This window comes from Janthinobacterium sp. GW456P, assembly GCF_002127655.1.
Lineage (GTDB): Bacteria > Pseudomonadota > Gammaproteobacteria > Burkholderiales > Burkholderiaceae_D > Janthinobacterium.
In genome coordinates this window covers 1-18,357 of sequence record NZ_NEHB01000017.1, presented here as the reverse complement: position 1 = coordinate 18,357, position 18,357 = coordinate 1, and the positions used below count along the sequence as shown (strand labels likewise).

Genomic DNA, 18,357 nt, shown 5'->3' with positions numbered 1-18,357 from the left:
ATGCTCAGAACTCACGCACCTTCTTCGCCAGCATGGCGCTGAACTCGCCATTTTCCACGAGCTTTTGCAGCTCGCTGGCGCCACCGATGAGCACGCCGTTGACGAAAATCATGGGAAACGTGGGCCAGCCCGTCCACATTTTCAAGGCATTGCGGCGGTGCCACTGGCTGAAATAACTGCCATATTGCAGGTACTGGTAGGGCGTGCCCAGCACGTCGAGCATCTTGCGTGCCTTGCGCGGGAACGGGTTGAGCGCCATGCCGACCACCACCACCTGGTGCGCGGCGATGGCGGCCTGCACCTCGCGCACGATGTCCTGGTGCTTGCTGCCGATCAAAGGGCGGGCGGCGGGATGGATCTGGGCTTCGTCGAGGATGGCGCGGGTCATGAAAGTCCTGGGTCAAGTGGCACGTGGCGTGCCGATCACGCATTGTGCCACGCGCACAGGCGGGCGTGGGCTACACTGCGCCACTCCGCCCCTTCATTTGAATATATGCAAGAACTCACTCTCATGCCGGCATGCCGCGCCCGCCGCCTGATCGGCTCGCTTTTACTCGCCGCCTGCTGCTCCAGCGCCCTCGCCACCCATCCCGGTCTTGAAAACGGTCTGATCCAGGCGCTGCACCTGAAAAAGGGCACGACGGAAAGAACCGGCACCTCCGGCAAGGCCATCGCCGCTTACATGCGCGAAGGCTACATCGGCAAGCGCCCGGACCAGCGCTTTGATTACACCGATTATTACCTGCTGAAAAAGCCGGCCAGCTTCATGGGGCATGAACTGGTGCTGATCGAGGAAGAATACATCACGCAGTACATCGGCTGCTGCGTCAGCCCCGGAGCGGGCGTAACGCTCAAGGTGCAGGGCAGCACGCAGAAGCTGCAAGCGTTCGCCATCGCCCAGCGCTGCACCTTGACCGACCCCGTCGATATCCGGCATGCATTGAGCGAGGTTGCCATCCAGACTCGCCTGCCCAAGGGCCATTACGCGTCCTTGAGCTGCCGCGAACGCGATGCCGAGCGTGACGAGCCATAAGCCGCAACATGGCCGCCCAGCCTCCACGATGCGCAAGTACGGTATCGCAACGTCAAGCAATCGTCGCCGTCGAATACGGTGACTCGATTTGCCAACCCAGGCTCGCGTACAATTTTGCCCCATCCTCGGTTGCCACGAGCACGCGGCGCGCGCTGCCCGATCGTTGCCGGGCCGCCAGCGCGGCAATCAGTACTCTGCCCAGCCCCCGGCGCCGATGTGGCGCTTCCGTAACGATGCGGTCAAAGACAAACACGCCGGCATATTCCACGGCATGGCCGCTGGCGGCAATACCGCCATCGCCGCTCAGAATACGCACTGTCGTGATGGCCTGTGACGTTGTCACTTCCAGCCGATAGCCGGCAGGCAGGTCTGGCGCCCGCAGACTGCCTGCATGGCGCATGAAATAGCCGCCAGGGCAAAGTTGCCAACGCGGCGGCAACAGCCCGAGCAATTGCTGCCCGGCGCCACACATCTTGATGAAGATATGCGGGCCGTGGATCGAGGCTGCCAACGCGCTGATGCCTGGAACCGGTCCCGCAAAAACATGGCGCCGGATTTCGCCCGGCAAGCCTGTATCGACGCGCCACCCGCCGTGATCGGGAACGGGCGGCGGCAGGCCCCGTGCAATCGAGCGTGCCGCCAGCCAGGCGGCCAGCAGGCCTGGATCGGCCAGATGCGCATTTTCCTGCTCCCCCATTCCCGTGCTCCCCTCTTCATCCCCGCTGATTATGCCCGAGTGCAGGCGGCGCTACTGCGTCGGGCAGTGCTCAAAACAGTTCGTCGAGCAGCAGATGGAATTGCAGCTTGCCTTGATCGGCATCAAGGATCCCATATTGCTGTAACAAGCTTGATTGTAACGCGGTGTCCAACTCACCGAGAGCACGCCAGACGATGGCCAGATCCTGATAACGGTCGGCAATGCCCGCCCGTCCCACATCGATGCAGCCGACGACCGTTCCTTCATGCAGGAGGATATTTTCCAGCGAAAAATCGCCATGCGTGACGACGAGGTCGGGCGCGGCGGGTTGGCAATCCTGCAGCGCCGCCCACACCTGCTCCGCCGTCCAGCCTTGGCGCGCGACATCGAAATCGCCGGCATCGACCAGGCCCGCATCAATGCGACGACGGGCCTGGGCCAGCCGCACGGCAGGGCTGGCGTCGAACGGGCAGGCATCGACGGGCAGCGCATGCAGGCGGCGCAGGAAAGTTGCCAGCGCGTCGACCACGGTGGACCTTAGCGCGGGGTTCGCTTCCAGCAGCGCAGACGCCGTTGTGCCTGGCAGCGCCGCCGTCAGCAGCCATGCCTGGTCCGGGTTTGCCGCCTGGGCGAATTGCGCTACCGGCGGTACGGGAAGGTAGGGCGCGAGCCAGCGCAGACGCGCCAGTTCATCGGCGAGCTCGGCGGCGGCAACACCCTTGCCATGCTTCAAAAACAGGTCCGGCGCGCCGTCCCTGCCCTGCAGCCGATAGACGGCCGCGTCCGATTCACCGGCGCTGTCGCGCACCCATCGATAGCCGGCCACGGCGGCACGCAGGCTGGCGGGCATGGCTGCCGTCACGGCCGCTTGCTTCTTGTTGGAGATCGTCATCTGTCCGATCCTATGCCAGCGGCACGTGCAAGCCCATCTTGAGGCAGGTCAATGCCACGGAGGTGCGGTAGCGGCGGATATTGTCGTCGCCGCCGAACAGGCGCTCCGTCAGTGCCTCGTATTCGGCCATGCTGCTGGCCGTGATGACCAGCAGGTAATCGGCCTCGCCCGTGATGCCGTAGCACTGCTGGATGGCCGGCTCGGCCATGATGCGCGCGCGCATGCCGGCCGTGCGCTGCGGGTGTTCGTCGTGCAAATGCACTTCCACCGTCAAGATCAGCGGGCGGCCCAGGCGGCTCGCGTCGAGCACGGCCACCTCCTTGCGGATCACGCCGCTTTCGCGCAGGCGGCGGATGCGCCGCTGCACGGCCGGCGCCGACAAATGCACGGCCTGGGCGATCTCGCGCTGCGAAGTCGTGTTATCGCGCTGCAAGATGTCGAGGATGGCCAGGTCGAAAGCATCGAGGGCGGGGGACGGCGTGAGCGAAAGTTGCGTCATGGAGGTCAAAATGCAGTGCAAATATCGGAGCAGACACAATAAACTTTCGCTATTCCGATATCAAGCCTTTTATTTCCATGCCATTACGCCGCTATTCCTCGTTCATTCCCCTGCTCGCCATCCTCGGCTCCGTCACCGCGCTGGGCCTCGGCACCTCATGGGCCAAGCACAGCCTGTTTCCGCTGGTCGGCGCGCAAGGCACGACGGCCGTGCGCGTGGGCTTTTCCGCCCTGCTGCTGTTGCTGTTCTGGCGCCCGTGGCGCTGGCAACTGAGCCGCGCCGACCTGCGCACGGTGGCGCTGTACGGCGCGGCGCTGGGCCTGACCAACCTGTGCTTCTACATGGCCTTGCGCACGATCCCGTTCGGCATCGCCGTGGCGATCGAGTTTTCCGGCCCGCTGGCCGTGGCGCTGCTGGCCTCGCGCCGTCCGCTCGACTTCGTCTGGGTGGCCCTGGCCGTGGCGGGGCTGGCGCTGCTGCTGCCGCTCGGCCACGACGTCAGCAATCTCGATCCCACGGGCGTGCTGTTCGCCCTGGGCGCGGCCGTCTGCTGGGCCTCGTACATCGTCTTCGGCAAGCGCGCCAGCCATCTGCATGCGGGCCATTCGGTATCCCTGGGCCTGACCATGGCCGCGCTGGTGGTGGTGCCCGTGGGCGTGGCGCACAGCGGCGCCGCCCTGCTCTCGCCCGTCGTCCTGGCCATCGGCCTGGGCGTGGCCCTCATTTCCAGCGCCATCCCGATCTCGCTGGAAATGGTGGCCCTGAAGCGGCTGACGCCGCAAGCGTTCGGCATCATGAGCAGCATGGAACCGGCAGTGGCCGCCATGCTGGCCTACATCCTGCTCGATGAGCGCCTCGGTGCCGGGCAGTGGCTGGCCATCGCCATGATCATGGCCGCGTCGATGGGCAGCTCATACATGGCGCAGCGCGCGCGGCGCCCTGCACCGGCCCTCACGCCCGAATATAAATCGTGAAGCGCGCGCCGCCCAGCGGCGAGTCGTCGATGGCGATGGCGCCGCCGTGCAGCGCGACGGCTCGGGCGGCGATGGCCAGTCCCAGGCCATGGCCGGCGGTCGCATGGTCCTGCTCGCGGGCCAGGCGATAGAACGGGGCGAACACCTGTTCGCGCTGGCCGGCGGGAATGCCGGGGCCATCGTCCTCGATCACGATGCGCAGCGCATCGCCATCGCGCGCGGCCGACAGCGCGATGCGCGCGACGGCATATTTGGCGGCGTTGCCGAGCAGGTTGCCGACGGCGCGCGCCAGCAGGCGGGGATCGCCGCGTACTTCGCCCAGGTCGGCGGCGATGCCGGCGTCCACCTGCCGCGGCAAGGCGGCCAGGCAGGCCTGCAGCAGCGGCGCCACGGCGAACGGCTGGCGCGGCAACGCTTGCGCATGATCGAGCTGCATCAGGCCCAGCAGCTCATTGACCAGCGTTTTCAGTTCCTCGACATCGGCGCCCATGGCGTCGACGCGCCGCCGCAGGTCGGGCTGGCCTTCAGCATGCCGCGCGGCCAGCAGTTCCAGACCGAATTCCAGGCGCGCGATCGGCGTACGCAGCTCGTGCGAGACCGACAGCAGCAAATGCTTGCGCGCCTCCAGCAGGGAAGCGATGCGCTCGGCCATGTCATTGATGCGGGCCGCCAGCGGCGCGATGCTCGATGCGGAGCTGACCTGCGCCCGCGCCGTCAGGTCGCCCTGGCCAAAATCGTCGGCCATGCGCGACAGCGCGGCCAGGCTGCGGCCATGCGCGCGCGTCCACCAGCCCAGCGGCAGCAGCAGGCATAGCGCGATGACGGCAAAGCGGATCGCCTCCATGCGCAGCGCCTGGGCGATGTCGATGGGCAGGCTCTGCGCGTGGATCACGTCGTCCTCGCAGCCGGCATAGCGCGCGCCCGTGGCGTCCACGCGGCGGTAGAAGGCCTTGCCGCCCACGTCCATCACGACGGCGCCTTGCAGCAGCGGCGCACGCTGCGCCGCCGGCAGCGCCGCCAATACCGCGGCCAGCGGCTGCAGTTCCAGGGTGACATCCGACACTTCGCGCACCTTGTTCAGGCGCGGCAGCCATTCGTCGGCGGGCGCCTGGTCGACGTACTGCTGCAGCAGGAAGATCTGGCCGGCGGCCTGGTCGCGCGCGATATGCTCGAGCGGATCGCCGAACAGGCGGCTGAAGGTGAAGTAAATGACGCAGCTGCCCAGCGCGACGGCCAGCAGCACCAGCAGCGCGAACCGCCAGAACAGGCGGTTCATTCCCAGGCCGAGGGCGTGAGCAGGTAGCCTTCGCCCCACACCGTCTTGATGCGTTCGGCGCCACCGTCGTCGAACTTGCGGCGCAGGCGCGAGATGCAGTTGTCGATGCTGCGGTCGAGGCCATCGAACTCGATGCCGCGCATGCGCACGAGGATGTCGTTGCGCGACATGACCTTGCCCGCGGCGTCGGCCAGGATGGCGAACAGCTTGAATTCGGCGCTGTTCATGGCGATTTCCTGCCCGCGCCAGTGCACGGCGCGGTTCGCGCGCGACACGCGCAACTGGCCGATGACGATATCGCTGCCGGCCGCCGCGCTGCCGCGCCGCTGCAGCGCGCGCAGGCGGGCCAGCAGCACGCGCGGCTGGACCGGCTTGTTCACGTAGTCGTCGGCGCCCTGCTCCAGGCCCGACACTTCGTCGAAGCTATCTTCGCGCGCCGTGAGGATCAGGATCGGCACGGCGCTGAGCTGACGCAGCTGGCGGCACACCACCAGGCCGTCGACGCCGGGCAGGGTCAGGTCGAGTATCACCAGCTCGGGCTGGGTATCGCGAAAGCGCGCCATGGCCTGGTCGCCGCGCGTCACCACGTCGACCGCATAGTCGTATTGCTCCAGGTATTCCTTGACCAGCGCGGCGAGCCGCGCATCGTCTTCCACCAGCATTACCGCTTGCATCGCCCCTCCGCGCCGCCATTTTTGTGGGGTATTGTAGTGGAGCGCGGCGCGCAAGTGGCATATTCGACAATCAGGTACACATTTGTACACTTTTCATACAAACGCGGCCTACAAATTGCGGACAATTCAAGGACAAACACAGGCGGATTCCGGGGCGAGGTTTGCCTAACATTCATGGCTCCTACTTCAACCGGAATCCGAACATGAAAAAATTTGCATGCAGCACCCTGCTGGCCCTTGCCGCGACCTCGATGGCCCATGCCGAAGGCCTGTACCTGGGCGCCAACGTCAGCCCATCCAGCGACGGCAAGATCGAGCTTGCCAACGGCGGCGCGACGAGCCAGCGCGGCGCCAGCGGCAAGGCCGTGCCATTCGGCGTCTTCGCCGGCTACGCGCTGGCGCCGGCCTGGGCACTGGAGGGCGGCTACCGCGCCAGCGGCGGCGCGACGCGCTTCGATCTCGATCCCGGCTACCGGCTCGAGGTGCGCGCCAGCGCCGCCTACCTGGCGGCGTGCGGCACCTGGCGCCTGGACGAGGACTGGTCGCTATTCGCCAAGGCCGGCGTGGCGCACAGCCGCGTCAAATTCGCCATCGACGGCAAGAATGCGCCGCCGGGCGAATCGGCCAGCAAGACGGGCCTGTACGCGAGCGTGGGCGCGGCCTACCAGATCAGCAAAGACGTGGCGCTGCAGCTCGAATGGGAGCATGCGCCCAGCGTCAGACACGAGGGCTTCGATGCCAGCATGAACCGCCTGGCGCTCGGCGTGCGCTTCGGCTTTTAAAAAGGAAGACATGAACACGTTCGCTCCCCGTACCTCCTCCCCGCTCCTGCCAATGGCGCTGCTGCTGGCCGCCTGCGGCCCGGCGCTGGCCGACGGCAGCGGCGCGCTGATGATGCCCGACGGCAGCAGGGACATGTACGTGGGAGCGGCTGTCACGGGCAGCTCCGCGACGGACGATGGCGCGCCGCGCGGCGCCGTGCTGCGGCCGCTGCTGCAAGTTCAGTGGAGCAATGGCGTGTTCGTCTCGGCCAGCGGCGTGGCGGGCATGCACCTGTCGGCCACGCCGGGCGTCGAATACGGCCCGCTGCTGGCCGCCAGCAACGCGCGCGATCCGGAAGATGGCCGGCGCCTGCGCGGCACGCGGCGCATCGAGGGATCGCCCGACGTGGGCGGCTTTTATGGCTACTACCTGGACGAGCGGACGCGCGTCTCGTCGACGCTGCTGTACGACACGAGCGCGCGCGGCTGGCGCGGCCAGCTCGGCCTGCAAAAGACCCTGCCCTCGCTGGCGCCCCACCACACGCTAACCTTGTCGGCCGGCGTGGCGCTGGCCAGCGGCACCGTGATGGACGAGCGCTACGCCGTCAGCTTTGCTGCCGGCGGCGCGCGCGACTACCGACCGGCCGGCGGCGTCACCGCCGTCGAGGCGGGCATCAACTGGAACTGGGCCCTGAGCAGCAAGTGGCTGGTCAACAGCGCCGTGACGGGCACGCGCCTGGGCAGCGGTCCCGCCCACAGTCCCGTCATCGAACGGCGCCACGTCATCACCTGGTCCAGCGGCCTCGGCTACCGGTTTTAAGCGCCATGCTCAGACGCCTGCTACTCGCCCTGGCACTGCTGCCCGCGTTCGCCGGCGCGCAGGAAGCGGGCGACTGGATCGCGTATCGCGACGCCTACCGCCAGATGATCTGGTTCGAGAAGTACGGCAAGCCCAAGCAATTCCTGCAGAACCATCTGCGCCTGCGTCCGCGCGACGCCGGTGTGTCCACGGACGGCTTGCGCCTGGCCTTGCACGGCAAGGACACGCAGCTGGCGCTGCCGCTCGATGCCCTGGGCCGCGCCGTTTTCCCGTTCTCCAGGGCCGCCTATGACGACAATGCGGAGCTGAGCTGGAACCGCAAACCGGGACAGCTCAGCTGGAGCGCCTGGGTCTCCATCGTCACGCGCCCCGATGGCGTGTATGCGGCGGCCGAGCTGCGCACGGCCTGCGAACAGCTGCTCGCCTACCTGCGCTCCACAGGCGGGGCGAACGGCAAGCGCTGCGCCGGCGTGCAGTTTGCCTTTCCCGGAGCGCAGGCGGCGCAGGTGCGCTACCAGGGCGGCGATGGCGCGGCGCTCGCGCTGGCGGCGCAGGACGGCCCCGCCTTTCCCGGCGACACCGTGGCCGGTTTCCGTATCTTCGCCTACCGTTTCAATGCGCATGCGGATGCGGGACAGGTACTCACCAGCGCCACGCCGCTGGCGATCGCCGCGCTGCTGGAATAAGCGGGGCCGCACGGGGCCGGACTCAATGCGGCGCGCCCGCCCCGGCCACATGGGCGGCCAGCTTGCGGCGCGCCAGCCAGGCCAGCGGCAGCAAGGCCAGCAACGCGGCGGCCACGCCGGCCCAAGGCGACGATGCCATCAGCTGGCGCGAGACCATCAGCGCACCGAGCATGGAACCGAAGGAAATGCCGAGATTAAACGCGGAAATATTCAGGCCGGAAGCGAAATCGACGGCCTGCGGCGTATAGCGCTCGGCCGTCGCCAGCATGCCGGCCTGCAAGGCGGGCGACAGGCCGAAGGCGAACACGCCCCAGACGAACAGCATCACCGTCATCATCCAGGGCGAACTGATGCTCAAGGCCACGCCCGCTTGCGTAGCGGCCAGCAACAGCAGCATCAATCGCAGCGCCTTTTGCCAGCCCAGGTGGCTGGTCAGGTAGCCGCCCGCCAGGTTGCCGGCAAAGGTGGCGACGCCGAACACGATCAGCAGGGCGCTGGCCATGCTGGCGGAAAAACCCGTCACATCCGTCAGGATGGGCGTAATAAACGTGAACGCGGCAAAGCTGCTGCCGAAACCGAACGTGGTCACCGCCATCATCGTCAGGATAGGGCCGCTGCCGAGGGCCGCCAGCTGCGTCATGGCCTTGCCGCCCTTGCCCTGCTGCAAACCGGCAGGCAGCCAGCGCGCCATGGCGGCCAATCCCAGCGCAGCCAGCACGACGACGGCAAAGAACGGCAGGCGCCAGCCCATCAGGTTGCCGAGGAAGCTGCCGAGCGGCACGCCGATCACCATGGCCAGGGTCAGTCCCGCGAACATCACGGAAATCGCCCTGCCCGCTTGCGCCTTGGCGACCAGGCTGGCGGCCACGGTGGCGCCGATGGCAAAGAAGGTGCCGTGCGCCACGGCCGTGATGACACGCCCCAGCAGCAAGAACTCAAACGTATGCGACAAGGCGGCCAGCAAATTACCGGCCAGGAACACGCTCATCAGCGCCAGCAGGGCCGCCTTGCGCGGCAGGCGCGACATCAGCAGCACCAGCAGCGGCGTGCCGATGGCCAGCGCCAGCGCATACAGGCTGACGAGCGAGCCGGCCGATTCGATGGAAATATGCAGATCCTTGGCGATGGCCGGCAGGATGCCAACGACGATGAATTCGGTCACGCCGATGGCAAAAGCGCCGACGGCCAGCGCCAGGACGCCAGGCGGCATGCGGCTGGCGGGAGGGGAAACAGGGGGTGCGGTGGTCATGATGGCTCCAACAAATCGTTCAAGCGGGCCAGTGTATCGGGATAAATACTTTTGATATAGACTCTCATAATGGAAACACCTATGAAATGGATTCAATAATGGCCAGGCAAGACATCAACCGCGCGTTTGAGATGGCCGTGTTCGTGGCCGTGGTGGAAACGGGCGCCTTTTCCGCCGCCGCGCGCCGCCTGGCCCTGACGCCGTCGGCCATCAGCAAACTCGTCAATCGCCTGGAAGCGCGGCTCGGCGCCCGGCTGCTCCAGCGCAGCACGCGCCAGCTGCACACCACGCCCGAGGGCGACGCCTTTTTTATCCAGTGCAAGCGCATCCTCGACGATATCGATGGCGCCGAGCGCGAAGCATCGCAGGGCGCCGCGCCGCGCGGGCGCTTGCGCATCAACTGTTTCGTGCCGTTCGGCGTGCGCCAGCTGCTGCCCATCCTGCCCGAGTTCGCGCAGCGCTATCCCGACATCGTGCTCGACGTCGTCGTCAGCGACGCCATCGTCGACCTGCTGGAAGACCGCACCGATATCGCCATCCGCACGGGCCAGCTGAAGGAATCGAACCTGGTGGCGCGTAAACTCGGCGAAGATACGATGGTCGTCGTCGCCGCACCCGCCTACGTGGCGCGCCACGGCTTGCCGCGCACGCCGCAGGAATTATCCGAACACAATTTATTGGCCTTCAACTTCCGCTGCCAGAACGAAACCTGGCCCTTCCGCGATGAGACGGGCAACACCGTGCAGGTGACGCCGCAGGGCAATACCTGCGTCAGCGATGGTGAAAGCATGCGCCAGCTGGTGCTGGCGGGCATGGGTCTCGGGCGCTTTTCGCGCCAGCATGTGCAGCGCGACATCGAGCAAGGCCAACTCATCCCCGTGCTGCAGGACTACAATCCGGGCGACAAGGAACTCGTGCACGCCGTCTTCGTGGGACCGGGCCTGCAGGTGCCGGCCAGGGTACGCGTGATGCTCGATTACTTGCTGGAAAAGGTCAAGCTGGGCTTGCCTTAAACGACGGCCTCGCCCAGGCGCAACTGCCGCCCCTCGCCCAGCATCAGCTCGAATTCCGCCGCCGGCACGGCCGGGCTGAACAGATAGCCTTGCAGCTGGTCGCAACCGAGTTCGCGCAGGAAGCGCATCTGCTCGGCCGTTTCCACCCCTTCGGCGACGATTTCCTGGCGCAGCTGCTGCGCCATGGTGACGATGGCGCGGGCGATGGCGCAATCGTTTTCCTCGAACGGCAAGCCGATGACAAACGAGCGGTCGATTTTCAAGGTGCTGATGGGGAATTTCTTCAGGTAGGCGAGGCTGGAATAGCCGGTGCCGAAATCGTCCAGCGCCAGCGCCAGTCCCATGGCCACCAGCTGGTTCATGATGCCGATGACCTTGTCGGCGCCGCGCATCAACAGGCTTTCCGTGATTTCCAGCATGATCTGCTCGGGCCGCACCTGGTAGCGCTCGAGTACGGCCGCTATGCGCGCCGGCAACTGTTCATCGAACTGGCGCGCCGACAGGTTGACGGCGATGGCCGGCATGTGCAGGCCCCGGTCTTCCCAGCTGCGGATCTGGCGGCAGGCCTCGTCCAGCACCCAGGTGCCGAGCTCCAAAATCAGGCTGGTTTCCTCGGCGACGGGGATGAAGACGCCGGGCGAAACCATGCCGCGCATCGGATGCTTCCAGCGCAGCAAGGCTTCCGCGCCCACGATGCGTCCGCTGGCCAGGCTCACTTTCGGCTGGTAATGCAATTCCAGCTCCTTGTCGCCCAGCGCCAAACGCATTTCGCTTTCCAGGCGCAGATGCTCCTTGGCCCTGCGGTTCATGTCTTCGCGATAGAACAGGAAGGTCGATTCGATGGTCTGCCCCGCCTTGGCCACGGCCACGTCGGCAAAGCGGAACAGGGCCGGCGCTTCCAGGCCGTCTTCCGGATACACGGTGATGCCGATGCTGGCGCCCACATGCAGCGCGTGCGCATCGATATTGATCGGCGCCTCCAACAGGTTGAGCAGCTTTTGCGCCACATTCGCCGCGTGTTCGCGCTTTTCGATGTGCAGCAGCGCCACGACGAATTTGCTGTTGTCGACGCGCGCCAGGATATCGGCGTCGCGCAGGGCGCCACGGAACAGCTGGCCGATGGCGATCACCAGCTGGTCGCCCACTTCATGTCCCAAGGTGTCGCTGATGGAACCGATGCGGCTGATGTCGATGACCATCAGCGCACCGTGCGTGCCCTGGCGTTTCGCTTCCGCCAGGCCCTGGTCGACCAATTGGTTCAGCAGGCAGCGGTTGGGCAAGCCCGTCAAGCTGTCGTAGTTGGCCATGCGCTGCATGCGCGCCTCGGCATCCTTGTGCACCGAGATATCGGAAAACAGGGAAAATACATGGCTGATTTCGCCGAATTCGTCGCGCACGACGCTGATGGTGACGTCTTGCGGGAACAGTTCGCCATTCTTGCGCTTGCCGATGATTTCGCCGCGCCAGGAGCCGTGACCGCGCATGGCGGCGCGCACCTTGGCGCGGAAATCCGGGTCGTGCACGCCCGAGCGCAGCAAGTCCGGCGTGCGGCCGATGGCTTCGGCCGGCGAATAGCCGGTGATGCGGGAAAACGAGCTGTTGATCGAGACGATGCGCTCTTCCGCATCCGTGATCAGCACGGCTTGCTCGCTGTCTTCGATGATGCGGGCGTGCAAGCGGACCTTGTCAACGTCGGACAGCGGCTCGCTCATGGCCGACAGGCGCACGGCCATGCCGCAGCCCTTGCCCGCCTGGTCGTGGATCACGTGGCGGTGCATGCGCAGCCACGTCACCATGCCCGACTTCTTGCGCCGGCGCACATCGGTGGCCACGTCGCCCTGGGTGAAATGCAGCTCCAGCACGCTCGCTTCCGCGTCGTCTTCCGGATACAAAAACAGGATGTGCTGGCCCAGCGCTTCCAGTTCGGAATAGCCGAACATCTGTTCGGCGCCATGGTTCCAGCCGATCAAGAAGCCATCGGGATCGATTTCCAGCAAGGCGTCAGGGGGCGCCACGCGCACCACGGGCCGGCTGGCGCCGCGCAGCCGCTCCAGTTCCTCCTCCAGCCGCGCCAGGGTGGCGGCCTGCTGCAGCCCCGCCTGTTCACGGGCATCCTGGGCCAGACGCAGGCACAGCGCGACCTTCGCCTCAAGCATGGCAACCCCACGCTTGGACCAGGTCAGGGGAAGGTATCAGGGGCGCTGCGGTGTGTGTAATCATCAAAATCCCCCTGTGGGGCGTGGAGGTCGGGCGGGAAATACTGTGAATATGGTAACTTAAAAGTGTTGGCGTATGTCAACATTTTAAGACCTACGCCGAATGGCCCGGCAGATGCTGCGCCAGGCGGGCAAACACATCGGGTTCGCGCATGCGCGCCATCCACCAGCGCAGTGCGGCGCCATCCTCGCCCACGCGCCAGGCCAGATAAAACGTTTCCGACGGTTTCGGCTCTTCCACGGCCTTTTCCACCAGCAAGCCACGCGCGATGGCGGCGCGCGCACACGGTCCCGGCAGGAAGCCAAAGCCCAGGCCCAGCACCTGATAATCGAACTTGACCTGCATGTTCGGCACGCTCAAGGCATCTTGCCCCAGCAGCAGCCCCACCGTGCGCGGCGCCATCTGGCGCGCCGAATCGGCCACCACCACGGCCCGGTGCTGCTGCAAATGGCCGCGCGACAAGGGTTCTTGCACCTGCGCCAGCGGATGCGTGGGCGCCACGGTAAAGACGAAGTCGAGCATGCCGATCGGCTGCGCGATATAGCCGCCGCCGGCCGGCCCGTCGCCGGGCGCGCCCACCAGCAGGTCGGCGCGCCGGTCCAGCAGCGCTTCCCAGGTGCCCGACAAGGTGTCTTGCGACAGGCGCAGGCGCGTCTGCTGCGCCACGTCGTAAAAGGCGCGCACGTCGTCAGCCAGGGCCACGGCGGAAAACATGGAATCGATGCCGATGGACAATTCCGTTTCCCAGCCGGACGCCACCCTGCGCACGCGGTGCTCGAGGTCCTGCGCCGCCTTCAGCAGATAGCGCCCCTCTTTCAGCAATTCCTGCCCCGCCGCCGTCAGCATGACTTTCGGGCCATTGCGCTGGAACACCTGCACGCCCAGGTCGTCTTCCAGCTTGGCCACCGTATAGGAAATGGTGGACGGGACTTTATGCAACTCCTTGCCGGCCGACGAGAACGATCCGCGGCGGTCGATGGCGTCGACGATTTGCAGGGCTTCCAGGCTCAGTCTTAACATTCGATATTTTCGATCATAGGTCGCAAGATTTTCCGTTTTTCTTTCTCTGCATGGGCGCCTATACTTTGTTCATCGTACAGCGAAGGGCAGAAAAGAAGCCACGGCATAGCGCCAGGCAACGGTCCTTCGAAATTATCGCACATTAACCTTTAGAAACGGAGTCCACCATGTTACAGATTCGTCATAGCGAAGAACGCGGCGCCGCCAACCACGGCTGGCTCAATTCCCACCACAGCTTTTCCTTCGGCAGCTACCACGATCCGCTGCACATGGGCTTTGGCCCCCTGCTGGTGATCAATGAAGACCGCGTCACGCCAGGCCAGGGGTTCGGCACCCACGGCCACCGCGACATGGAAATCATTTCGTATGTGCTCGACGGCGCGCTCGAGCACAAGGACAGCATGGGCACCGGTTCCGTGCTGCACTACGGCGATGTGCAGCGCATGAGCGCCGGCAACGGCGTGCGTCACAGCGAGTTCAACCATTCAAACACGGATGGCTTGCACTTCCTGCAGATCTGGATCCAGCCGAACGTGACGGGCATTCCCCCCAGCTATGAAGAGAAACACTTCACGCCGGAAAGCAAACGGGGCAAGCTGCGCCTGATCGCCTCGGGCGACGGCCGCCAGGGTTCCGTGCTGATCCACCAGAATGCGGCCATCTACGCCAGCATCCTGCAGGAAGGCGAGCAAGTGGAACATGCGCTGGACGAAGGCCGCCTCGCCTATGTGCACCTGATCCGCGGCAGCCTGGTCGTCAACGGCACGCCCTTGAAAGCGGGCGATGCGCTGAAGCTGACGCAGGAAGCGGCCGTGATCATTACCCAGCCGGAAGACGCGGAATTCCTGCTGTTCGACCTGCCTAAATGATGGTGCCTGGCCAAACCTGCTGCGCGTCGCGCTTTGCGCCAGCGACATGGCCAGGCTGAACTTGCCTATCGCCAACATCTTGCTGGTGGGCGTGATCATCCTGGAAGTGGCCGGCGGCGCTCGCCCGCCCCACTTCCAGGACCAACTGACGAACCTCCTGAAGAACCTGTCCATCTTCGGCGGCATGCGGCTGCTGGCGCAGCGCGGTCTTCGCCAGGTCAAATACGTCCTGCGGCGGCAGCCTGTCACCATTTTGTCATCAGGCTGACATGGCGCCGTCACAAACGCTGACTATCATGCGGTTGCCTTTAAATCACGCAACCACAGGACATCGCAGCCCATGAACAAGCCCAACGATCTGGCCCTCGGCGCCACCGATCTGCACGACATTGACAGCACAGAGTCCCACGACAACCATTTCAACAGCATCCTGAATGCCCGCCTGAGCCGCCGCAACTGGCTGCGCGGCAGCGCCGTCACGGCCGCTACCGCCGTCATGGGGTCGATGGGTCTGTCCGCCTGTGGCGGCGGCAGCGATGCGGCGGCCGTCACGCCGACGCCAACGCCAACGCCGACGCCTGAAAAACTGCTGGCCTTCACGGCCGTGCCGAAAAGCCTGGCCGACGTCGTGTCGGTGCCGGCCGGCTATACGGCCACCGCGTTGTATGCGCTGGGCGACTCGCTGCGCGCAGCCACGCCAGCATACAAGAACGACGGCAGCGATACCGATTTCGACAACCGCGCCGGCGACCACCACGACGGCATGGAGTATTACGGCCTGTCCGCCGCCGGCGCGCCGCTGGCCTCCGGCGCCGAACGGGGCTTGCTGGCGATGAACCACGAAGCGACGACCGATGAAAAACTGTCGTCGCACTTCCTGCACGTGAATGGCGGCACCACCACGCTGCCGCGCCCCGCCGCCGAAGTCGACAAGGAAGTGGCCGTCCACGGCCTGAGCGTGGTGGAAGTCAAAAAAACCGGCAGCGCCTGGGCCACCGTCAACGATTCGGCCTTCAACCGCCGCGTCACGCCGTTGACGGACATCGAGCTTGCCGGCCCCGTGCGCGGCAACGCCCTCGTGGTGACCAAGTATTCGCCGACCGGCACCAAGACGCGCGGCACCATCAACAACTGCGGCACGGGCAAGTCGCCCTGGGGCAGCTACCTGTCCGGCGAAGAAAACTGGGCCGGCTACTTCACGCGCTCGGCCACCGACAACGCGGCGCGCGGCGACAAGTCCGTGGTGTCGCTGAACCGCTATGGCCGCAGCCAGGGCGGCGCCTCGCGCCACGGCTGGGAAACGGGCGGCAGCGACGACAAATACGCGCGCTGGAATCTGAGCAAGATCGGCGCATCCGCCGATGGCAGCGACGATTACCGCAATGAATTGAACGGCATGGGCTACATCGTCGAGATGGACCCGTACGACAAGACCCGCCCGATCCGCAAGCGCACGGCGCTGGGCCGCTACGCGCACGAAAGCGCCGCCTTCAGCGTGCCGGCCGTGGGCCAGCAGCTGGCCGTCTACATGGGCGACGATTCGCGCAACGAATACATCTACAAATTCGTCACGACGGCCGTCTGGGCCGCGGCGGACGCCAACCCGCTTGATCGTATCGCCACCGGCGACAAATACCTCGATTCGGGCAAGCTGTACGTGGCCAAGCTGGCCGCCGACGGCACGGGCCAGTGGATCGAGCTGTCCCTGTCGAACGCGCAGATCCAGGCCTATGCCGGCTACAAGTTCGCCGACCTGGCCGACGTGCTGGTCAATGCCCGCCTGGCGGCCGACGCCGTGGGCGCAACAAAAATGGATCGTCCGGAATGGTGCTCGGTCAACCCGGCCAACGGCGAGATCTACTACACGCTGACCAACAACTCGAACCGCACCGTCAACCCGAGCGGCTCGTCGCAGCTGGCGCCCGACAGCGCCAACCCGCGCGCCTACACGGACATGAAGGGCAGCAGCGCGCAGAACGGCAACCCGAACGGCCATATCATCCGCTTCAAGGAAGGCACGGGCGCGGCCGCGGCCACCAGCTTTACCTGGGACGTCTACCTGTTTGGCGCCGAGAGCGGCGCCGACGCCAGCAAGATCAACCTGTCGAACCTGACGGCAGACCAGGATTTCTCGAGCCCGGACGGCCTGGCCTTCAGTCCCTACACGGGCATCTGCTGGATCCAGACCGACGATGGCGCGTACACGGACGTGACCAACTGCATGATGCTGGCGGCCATTCCCGGCAAGGTCGGCGACGGCGCCAAATCCACCCTGAACTACGCCACGGCGGCCGGCGGCAACCTGGCGGTCGACACCTTCATCGGCAAGAAACCGAGCGCCGACACGCTCAAGCGCTTCCTGGTGGGGCCGGTCGGCTCGGAAATCACGGGCATCAGCGAAACGCCTGACGGCAAGACCATGTTCATCAACATCCAGCATCCGGGCGAAAACACGGCGCTGGCGAATATCGGCGACCCGTCCAAATACACGAGCCAATGGCCGGCCAACGCCGGCTATGGCGCCGGCAAGCGCCCCCGCTCGGCCACCATCGTGATCACCAAGAACGACGGCGGCCGCATCGGCAGCTGATGTCCCGTGCCTGGCGGCGCCGTCCGCCAGGCAAAGCCGGCAATTCACCTTGTAAATGGAGGAAGCGCCCCTAAGTAAGCATCATCACCAGACATTGCAACGACCGAATGGCAGCCAGGGAAAACGTTTCCCTGCTTTTTGGTATGATGGCAAGGCGCGCCGGCACCGGAGTGGTGTCGCGCGCCTTTTATTTTTGACAATTACCTATATGAGCACAACCATGCAAAGCGGCGCAGACATCCTGGCGACAGGCGAATTGGATTACACGACTTCCTGCGCACTGCCGACGCCGTGGGCCCAGTTCACCCTGCATGCCTTTGTCGAACACGCCACGGGCAAGGAACACCTGGCCATGGTGCTGGGCGATATCGGCAACGGCGAACCGGTGCTGGCGCGCGTGCATTCCGAGTGCCTGACGGGCGACGTGCTGTTTTCGCAGCGCTGCGACTGCGGTGCCCAGCTCGAAGGTGCCTTGAAACGCATCGCCGAAGAAGGCCGCGGCATTTTGCTGTACCTGCGCCAGGAAGGGCGCGGCATCGGCCTGATCAACAAAATCCGCGCCTACCGCCTGCAAGAGGCGGGCGCCGACACGGTGCAGGCGAATGAACAGCTGGGCTTCAAGGCCGACGCGCGCAACTACACCCTGTGCAAACCGATGTTTGCGCAATTCGGCATCCACAGCCTGCGTTTGATGACGAACAACCCGCGCAAGATCGCCGCCATGGAAGCGCTGGGCATCACGGTGGCCGAACGGGTGCCGCTGCTGGTCAACCGCAATGCGTTCAACCAGCACTACCTGAATACCAAGCAAAGCAAGCTGGGCCACATGATGACGCCGGAAACGGCGCCGGCGCTGGAAGACGGTGCCCTGTAATTCCCGGGCGGGCGCGCAGCGGCGCGCCTCCCTGGGCGCTGGCCCGCTGCGCTCCTGCTCACGCACAAAGGATGCATGAAATTCTCTGACTACGCCTGCTTGCTGGCCAGCCTGTGCGCTGCCGCTGGCGCCCACGCGGCCCCGGCGCCTGCGCCTGCACCAGCGGCGGCCGCCACCGCGTCGACTCCCCCCGCCAAACCGCCGCCGGCCACC

At 65.7% G+C, this 18,357-nt stretch carries 19 protein-coding genes; 10 read left to right on the top strand and 9 right to left on the bottom strand.

Annotation, left to right across the window (positions count from 1 at the left end):
- Positions 1-4: 4 nt before the first annotated feature.
- A complete protein-coding gene (locus CBW66_RS16935) occupies positions 5-388 on the bottom strand; it encodes a glutaredoxin domain-containing protein (protein WP_086140234.1) in 384 nt (127 codons plus the stop codon).
- Between the two features lie 105 nt (positions 389-493).
- On the opposite strand from CBW66_RS16935, the gene CBW66_RS16930 reads away from it, so the two are divergent.
- Positions 494-1,033 carry a hypothetical protein gene (locus CBW66_RS16930; protein ID WP_139841755.1) on the top strand — a complete coding sequence of 180 codons (540 nt, stop codon included), beginning with the start codon at positions 494-496 and terminating at the stop codon, positions 1,031-1,033.
- Positions 1,034-1,085: 52 nt separating this feature from the next.
- Here CBW66_RS16930 and CBW66_RS16925 read toward each other — a convergent pair whose 3' ends face one another.
- The 3 genes from CBW66_RS16925 to CBW66_RS16915 form a co-directional block, all read right to left on the bottom strand.
- Positions 1,086-1,601, bottom strand: a complete 516-nt coding sequence (locus CBW66_RS16925; protein WP_205701140.1) for a GNAT family N-acetyltransferase — start codon at positions 1,599-1,601, stop codon at positions 1,086-1,088.
- 199 nt (positions 1,602-1,800) lie between these two features.
- Positions 1,801-2,622 carry an APH(3') family aminoglycoside O-phosphotransferase gene (locus CBW66_RS16920; protein ID WP_086140231.1) on the bottom strand — a complete coding sequence of 274 codons (822 nt, stop codon included), beginning with the start codon at positions 2,620-2,622 and terminating at the stop codon, positions 1,801-1,803.
- 10 nt (positions 2,623-2,632) lie between these two features.
- Entirely contained in the window at positions 2,633-3,121 is a 489-nt protein-coding gene (locus tag CBW66_RS16915) for an Lrp/AsnC family transcriptional regulator (RefSeq protein WP_086140230.1), read from the bottom strand.
- Positions 3,122-3,198: 77 nt separating this feature from the next.
- Between CBW66_RS16915 and CBW66_RS16910 the strand changes: the two genes are divergently transcribed.
- Complete coding sequence (locus CBW66_RS16910) at positions 3,199-4,095, top strand: DMT family transporter (protein WP_086140229.1); 897 nt, start codon at positions 3,199-3,201, stop codon at positions 4,093-4,095.
- On the opposite strand, the gene CBW66_RS16905 is transcribed toward CBW66_RS16910, so the two are convergent.
- Positions 4,073-5,371: an ATP-binding protein gene (locus tag CBW66_RS16905; protein ID WP_086140228.1), complete on the bottom strand. Its 1,299-nt coding sequence runs from the start codon at positions 5,369-5,371 to the stop codon at positions 4,073-4,075. The genes CBW66_RS16910 and CBW66_RS16905 overlap by 23 nt on opposite strands.
- Positions 5,368-6,045 carry a response regulator transcription factor gene (locus CBW66_RS16900; protein WP_086140227.1) on the bottom strand — a complete coding sequence of 226 codons (678 nt, stop codon included), beginning with the start codon at positions 6,043-6,045 and terminating at the stop codon, positions 5,368-5,370. Before CBW66_RS16900 ends, CBW66_RS16905 begins: the two co-directional genes overlap by 4 nt.
- Positions 6,046-6,248: 203 nt before the next feature.
- Between CBW66_RS16900 and CBW66_RS16895 the strand changes: the two genes are divergently transcribed.
- From CBW66_RS16895 to CBW66_RS16885, 3 genes are read left to right on the top strand one after another with little or no spacing between them, the layout of a single operon-like run.
- Entirely contained in the window at positions 6,249-6,827 is a 579-nt protein-coding gene (locus tag CBW66_RS16895; protein WP_086140226.1) for a porin family protein, read from the top strand.
- A 10-nt stretch (positions 6,828-6,837) separates the two neighbouring features.
- A complete protein-coding gene (locus CBW66_RS16890) occupies positions 6,838-7,626 on the top strand; it encodes a MipA/OmpV family protein (protein ID WP_086140225.1) in 789 nt (262 codons plus the stop codon).
- 5 nt (positions 7,627-7,631) lie between these two features.
- The gene (locus CBW66_RS16885; protein ID WP_086140224.1) at positions 7,632-8,312 is read left to right on the top strand and encodes a hypothetical protein; all 681 of its coding nucleotides are present in this window, start codon (positions 7,632-7,634) and stop codon (positions 8,310-8,312) included.
- A gap of 22 nt (positions 8,313-8,334) precedes the next feature.
- Here CBW66_RS16885 and CBW66_RS16880 read toward each other — a convergent pair whose 3' ends face one another.
- A complete protein-coding gene (locus CBW66_RS16880; protein ID WP_170932892.1) occupies positions 8,335-9,561 on the bottom strand; it encodes an MFS transporter in 1,227 nt (408 codons plus the stop codon).
- 86 nt (positions 9,562-9,647) lie between these two features.
- Here CBW66_RS16880 and CBW66_RS16875 point away from each other — a divergent pair, with 86 nt between their 5' ends.
- Complete coding sequence (locus CBW66_RS16875; protein WP_240513043.1) at positions 9,648-10,574, top strand: LysR family transcriptional regulator; 927 nt, start codon at positions 9,648-9,650, stop codon at positions 10,572-10,574.
- On the opposite strand, the gene CBW66_RS16870 is transcribed toward CBW66_RS16875, so the two are convergent.
- Both CBW66_RS16870 and CBW66_RS16865 read right to left on the bottom strand, forming a co-directional pair.
- Positions 10,571-12,730, bottom strand: a complete 2,160-nt coding sequence (locus CBW66_RS16870; RefSeq protein ID WP_086140221.1) for a bifunctional diguanylate cyclase/phosphodiesterase — start codon at positions 12,728-12,730, stop codon at positions 10,571-10,573. The two genes, CBW66_RS16875 and CBW66_RS16870, sit on opposite strands and share 4 nt — an antisense overlap.
- Before the next feature lie 154 nt (positions 12,731-12,884).
- Positions 12,885-13,811, bottom strand: coding sequence for a LysR family transcriptional regulator (locus CBW66_RS16865; RefSeq protein WP_046683873.1), 927 nt, complete (start codon positions 13,809-13,811; stop codon positions 12,885-12,887).
- 167 nt (positions 13,812-13,978) lie between these two features.
- On the opposite strand from CBW66_RS16865, the gene CBW66_RS16860 reads away from it, so the two are divergent.
- The 4 genes from CBW66_RS16860 to ribA all read left to right on the top strand — a co-directional run bounded on the left by CBW66_RS16860 (position 13,979) and on the right by ribA (position 18,144).
- Entirely contained in the window at positions 13,979-14,680 is a 702-nt protein-coding gene (locus tag CBW66_RS16860) for a pirin family protein (protein WP_086140220.1), read from the top strand.
- Positions 14,681-14,726: 46 nt separating this feature from the next.
- Positions 14,727-14,948: a hypothetical protein gene (locus CBW66_RS16855; RefSeq protein WP_086140219.1), complete on the top strand. Its 222-nt coding sequence runs from the start codon at positions 14,727-14,729 to the stop codon at positions 14,946-14,948.
- A 72-nt stretch (positions 14,949-15,020) separates the two neighbouring features.
- The gene (locus CBW66_RS16850) at positions 15,021-17,270 is read left to right on the top strand and encodes a PhoX family phosphatase (RefSeq protein WP_086140218.1); all 2,250 of its coding nucleotides are present in this window, start codon (positions 15,021-15,023) and stop codon (positions 17,268-17,270) included.
- Positions 17,271-17,490: 220 nt separating this feature from the next.
- Positions 17,491-18,144 carry a GTP cyclohydrolase II gene (ribA, locus tag CBW66_RS16845; protein ID WP_034749940.1) on the top strand — a complete coding sequence of 218 codons (654 nt, stop codon included), beginning with the start codon at positions 17,491-17,493 and terminating at the stop codon, positions 18,142-18,144.
- The last annotated feature ends 213 nt before the right edge of the window (positions 18,145-18,357 follow it).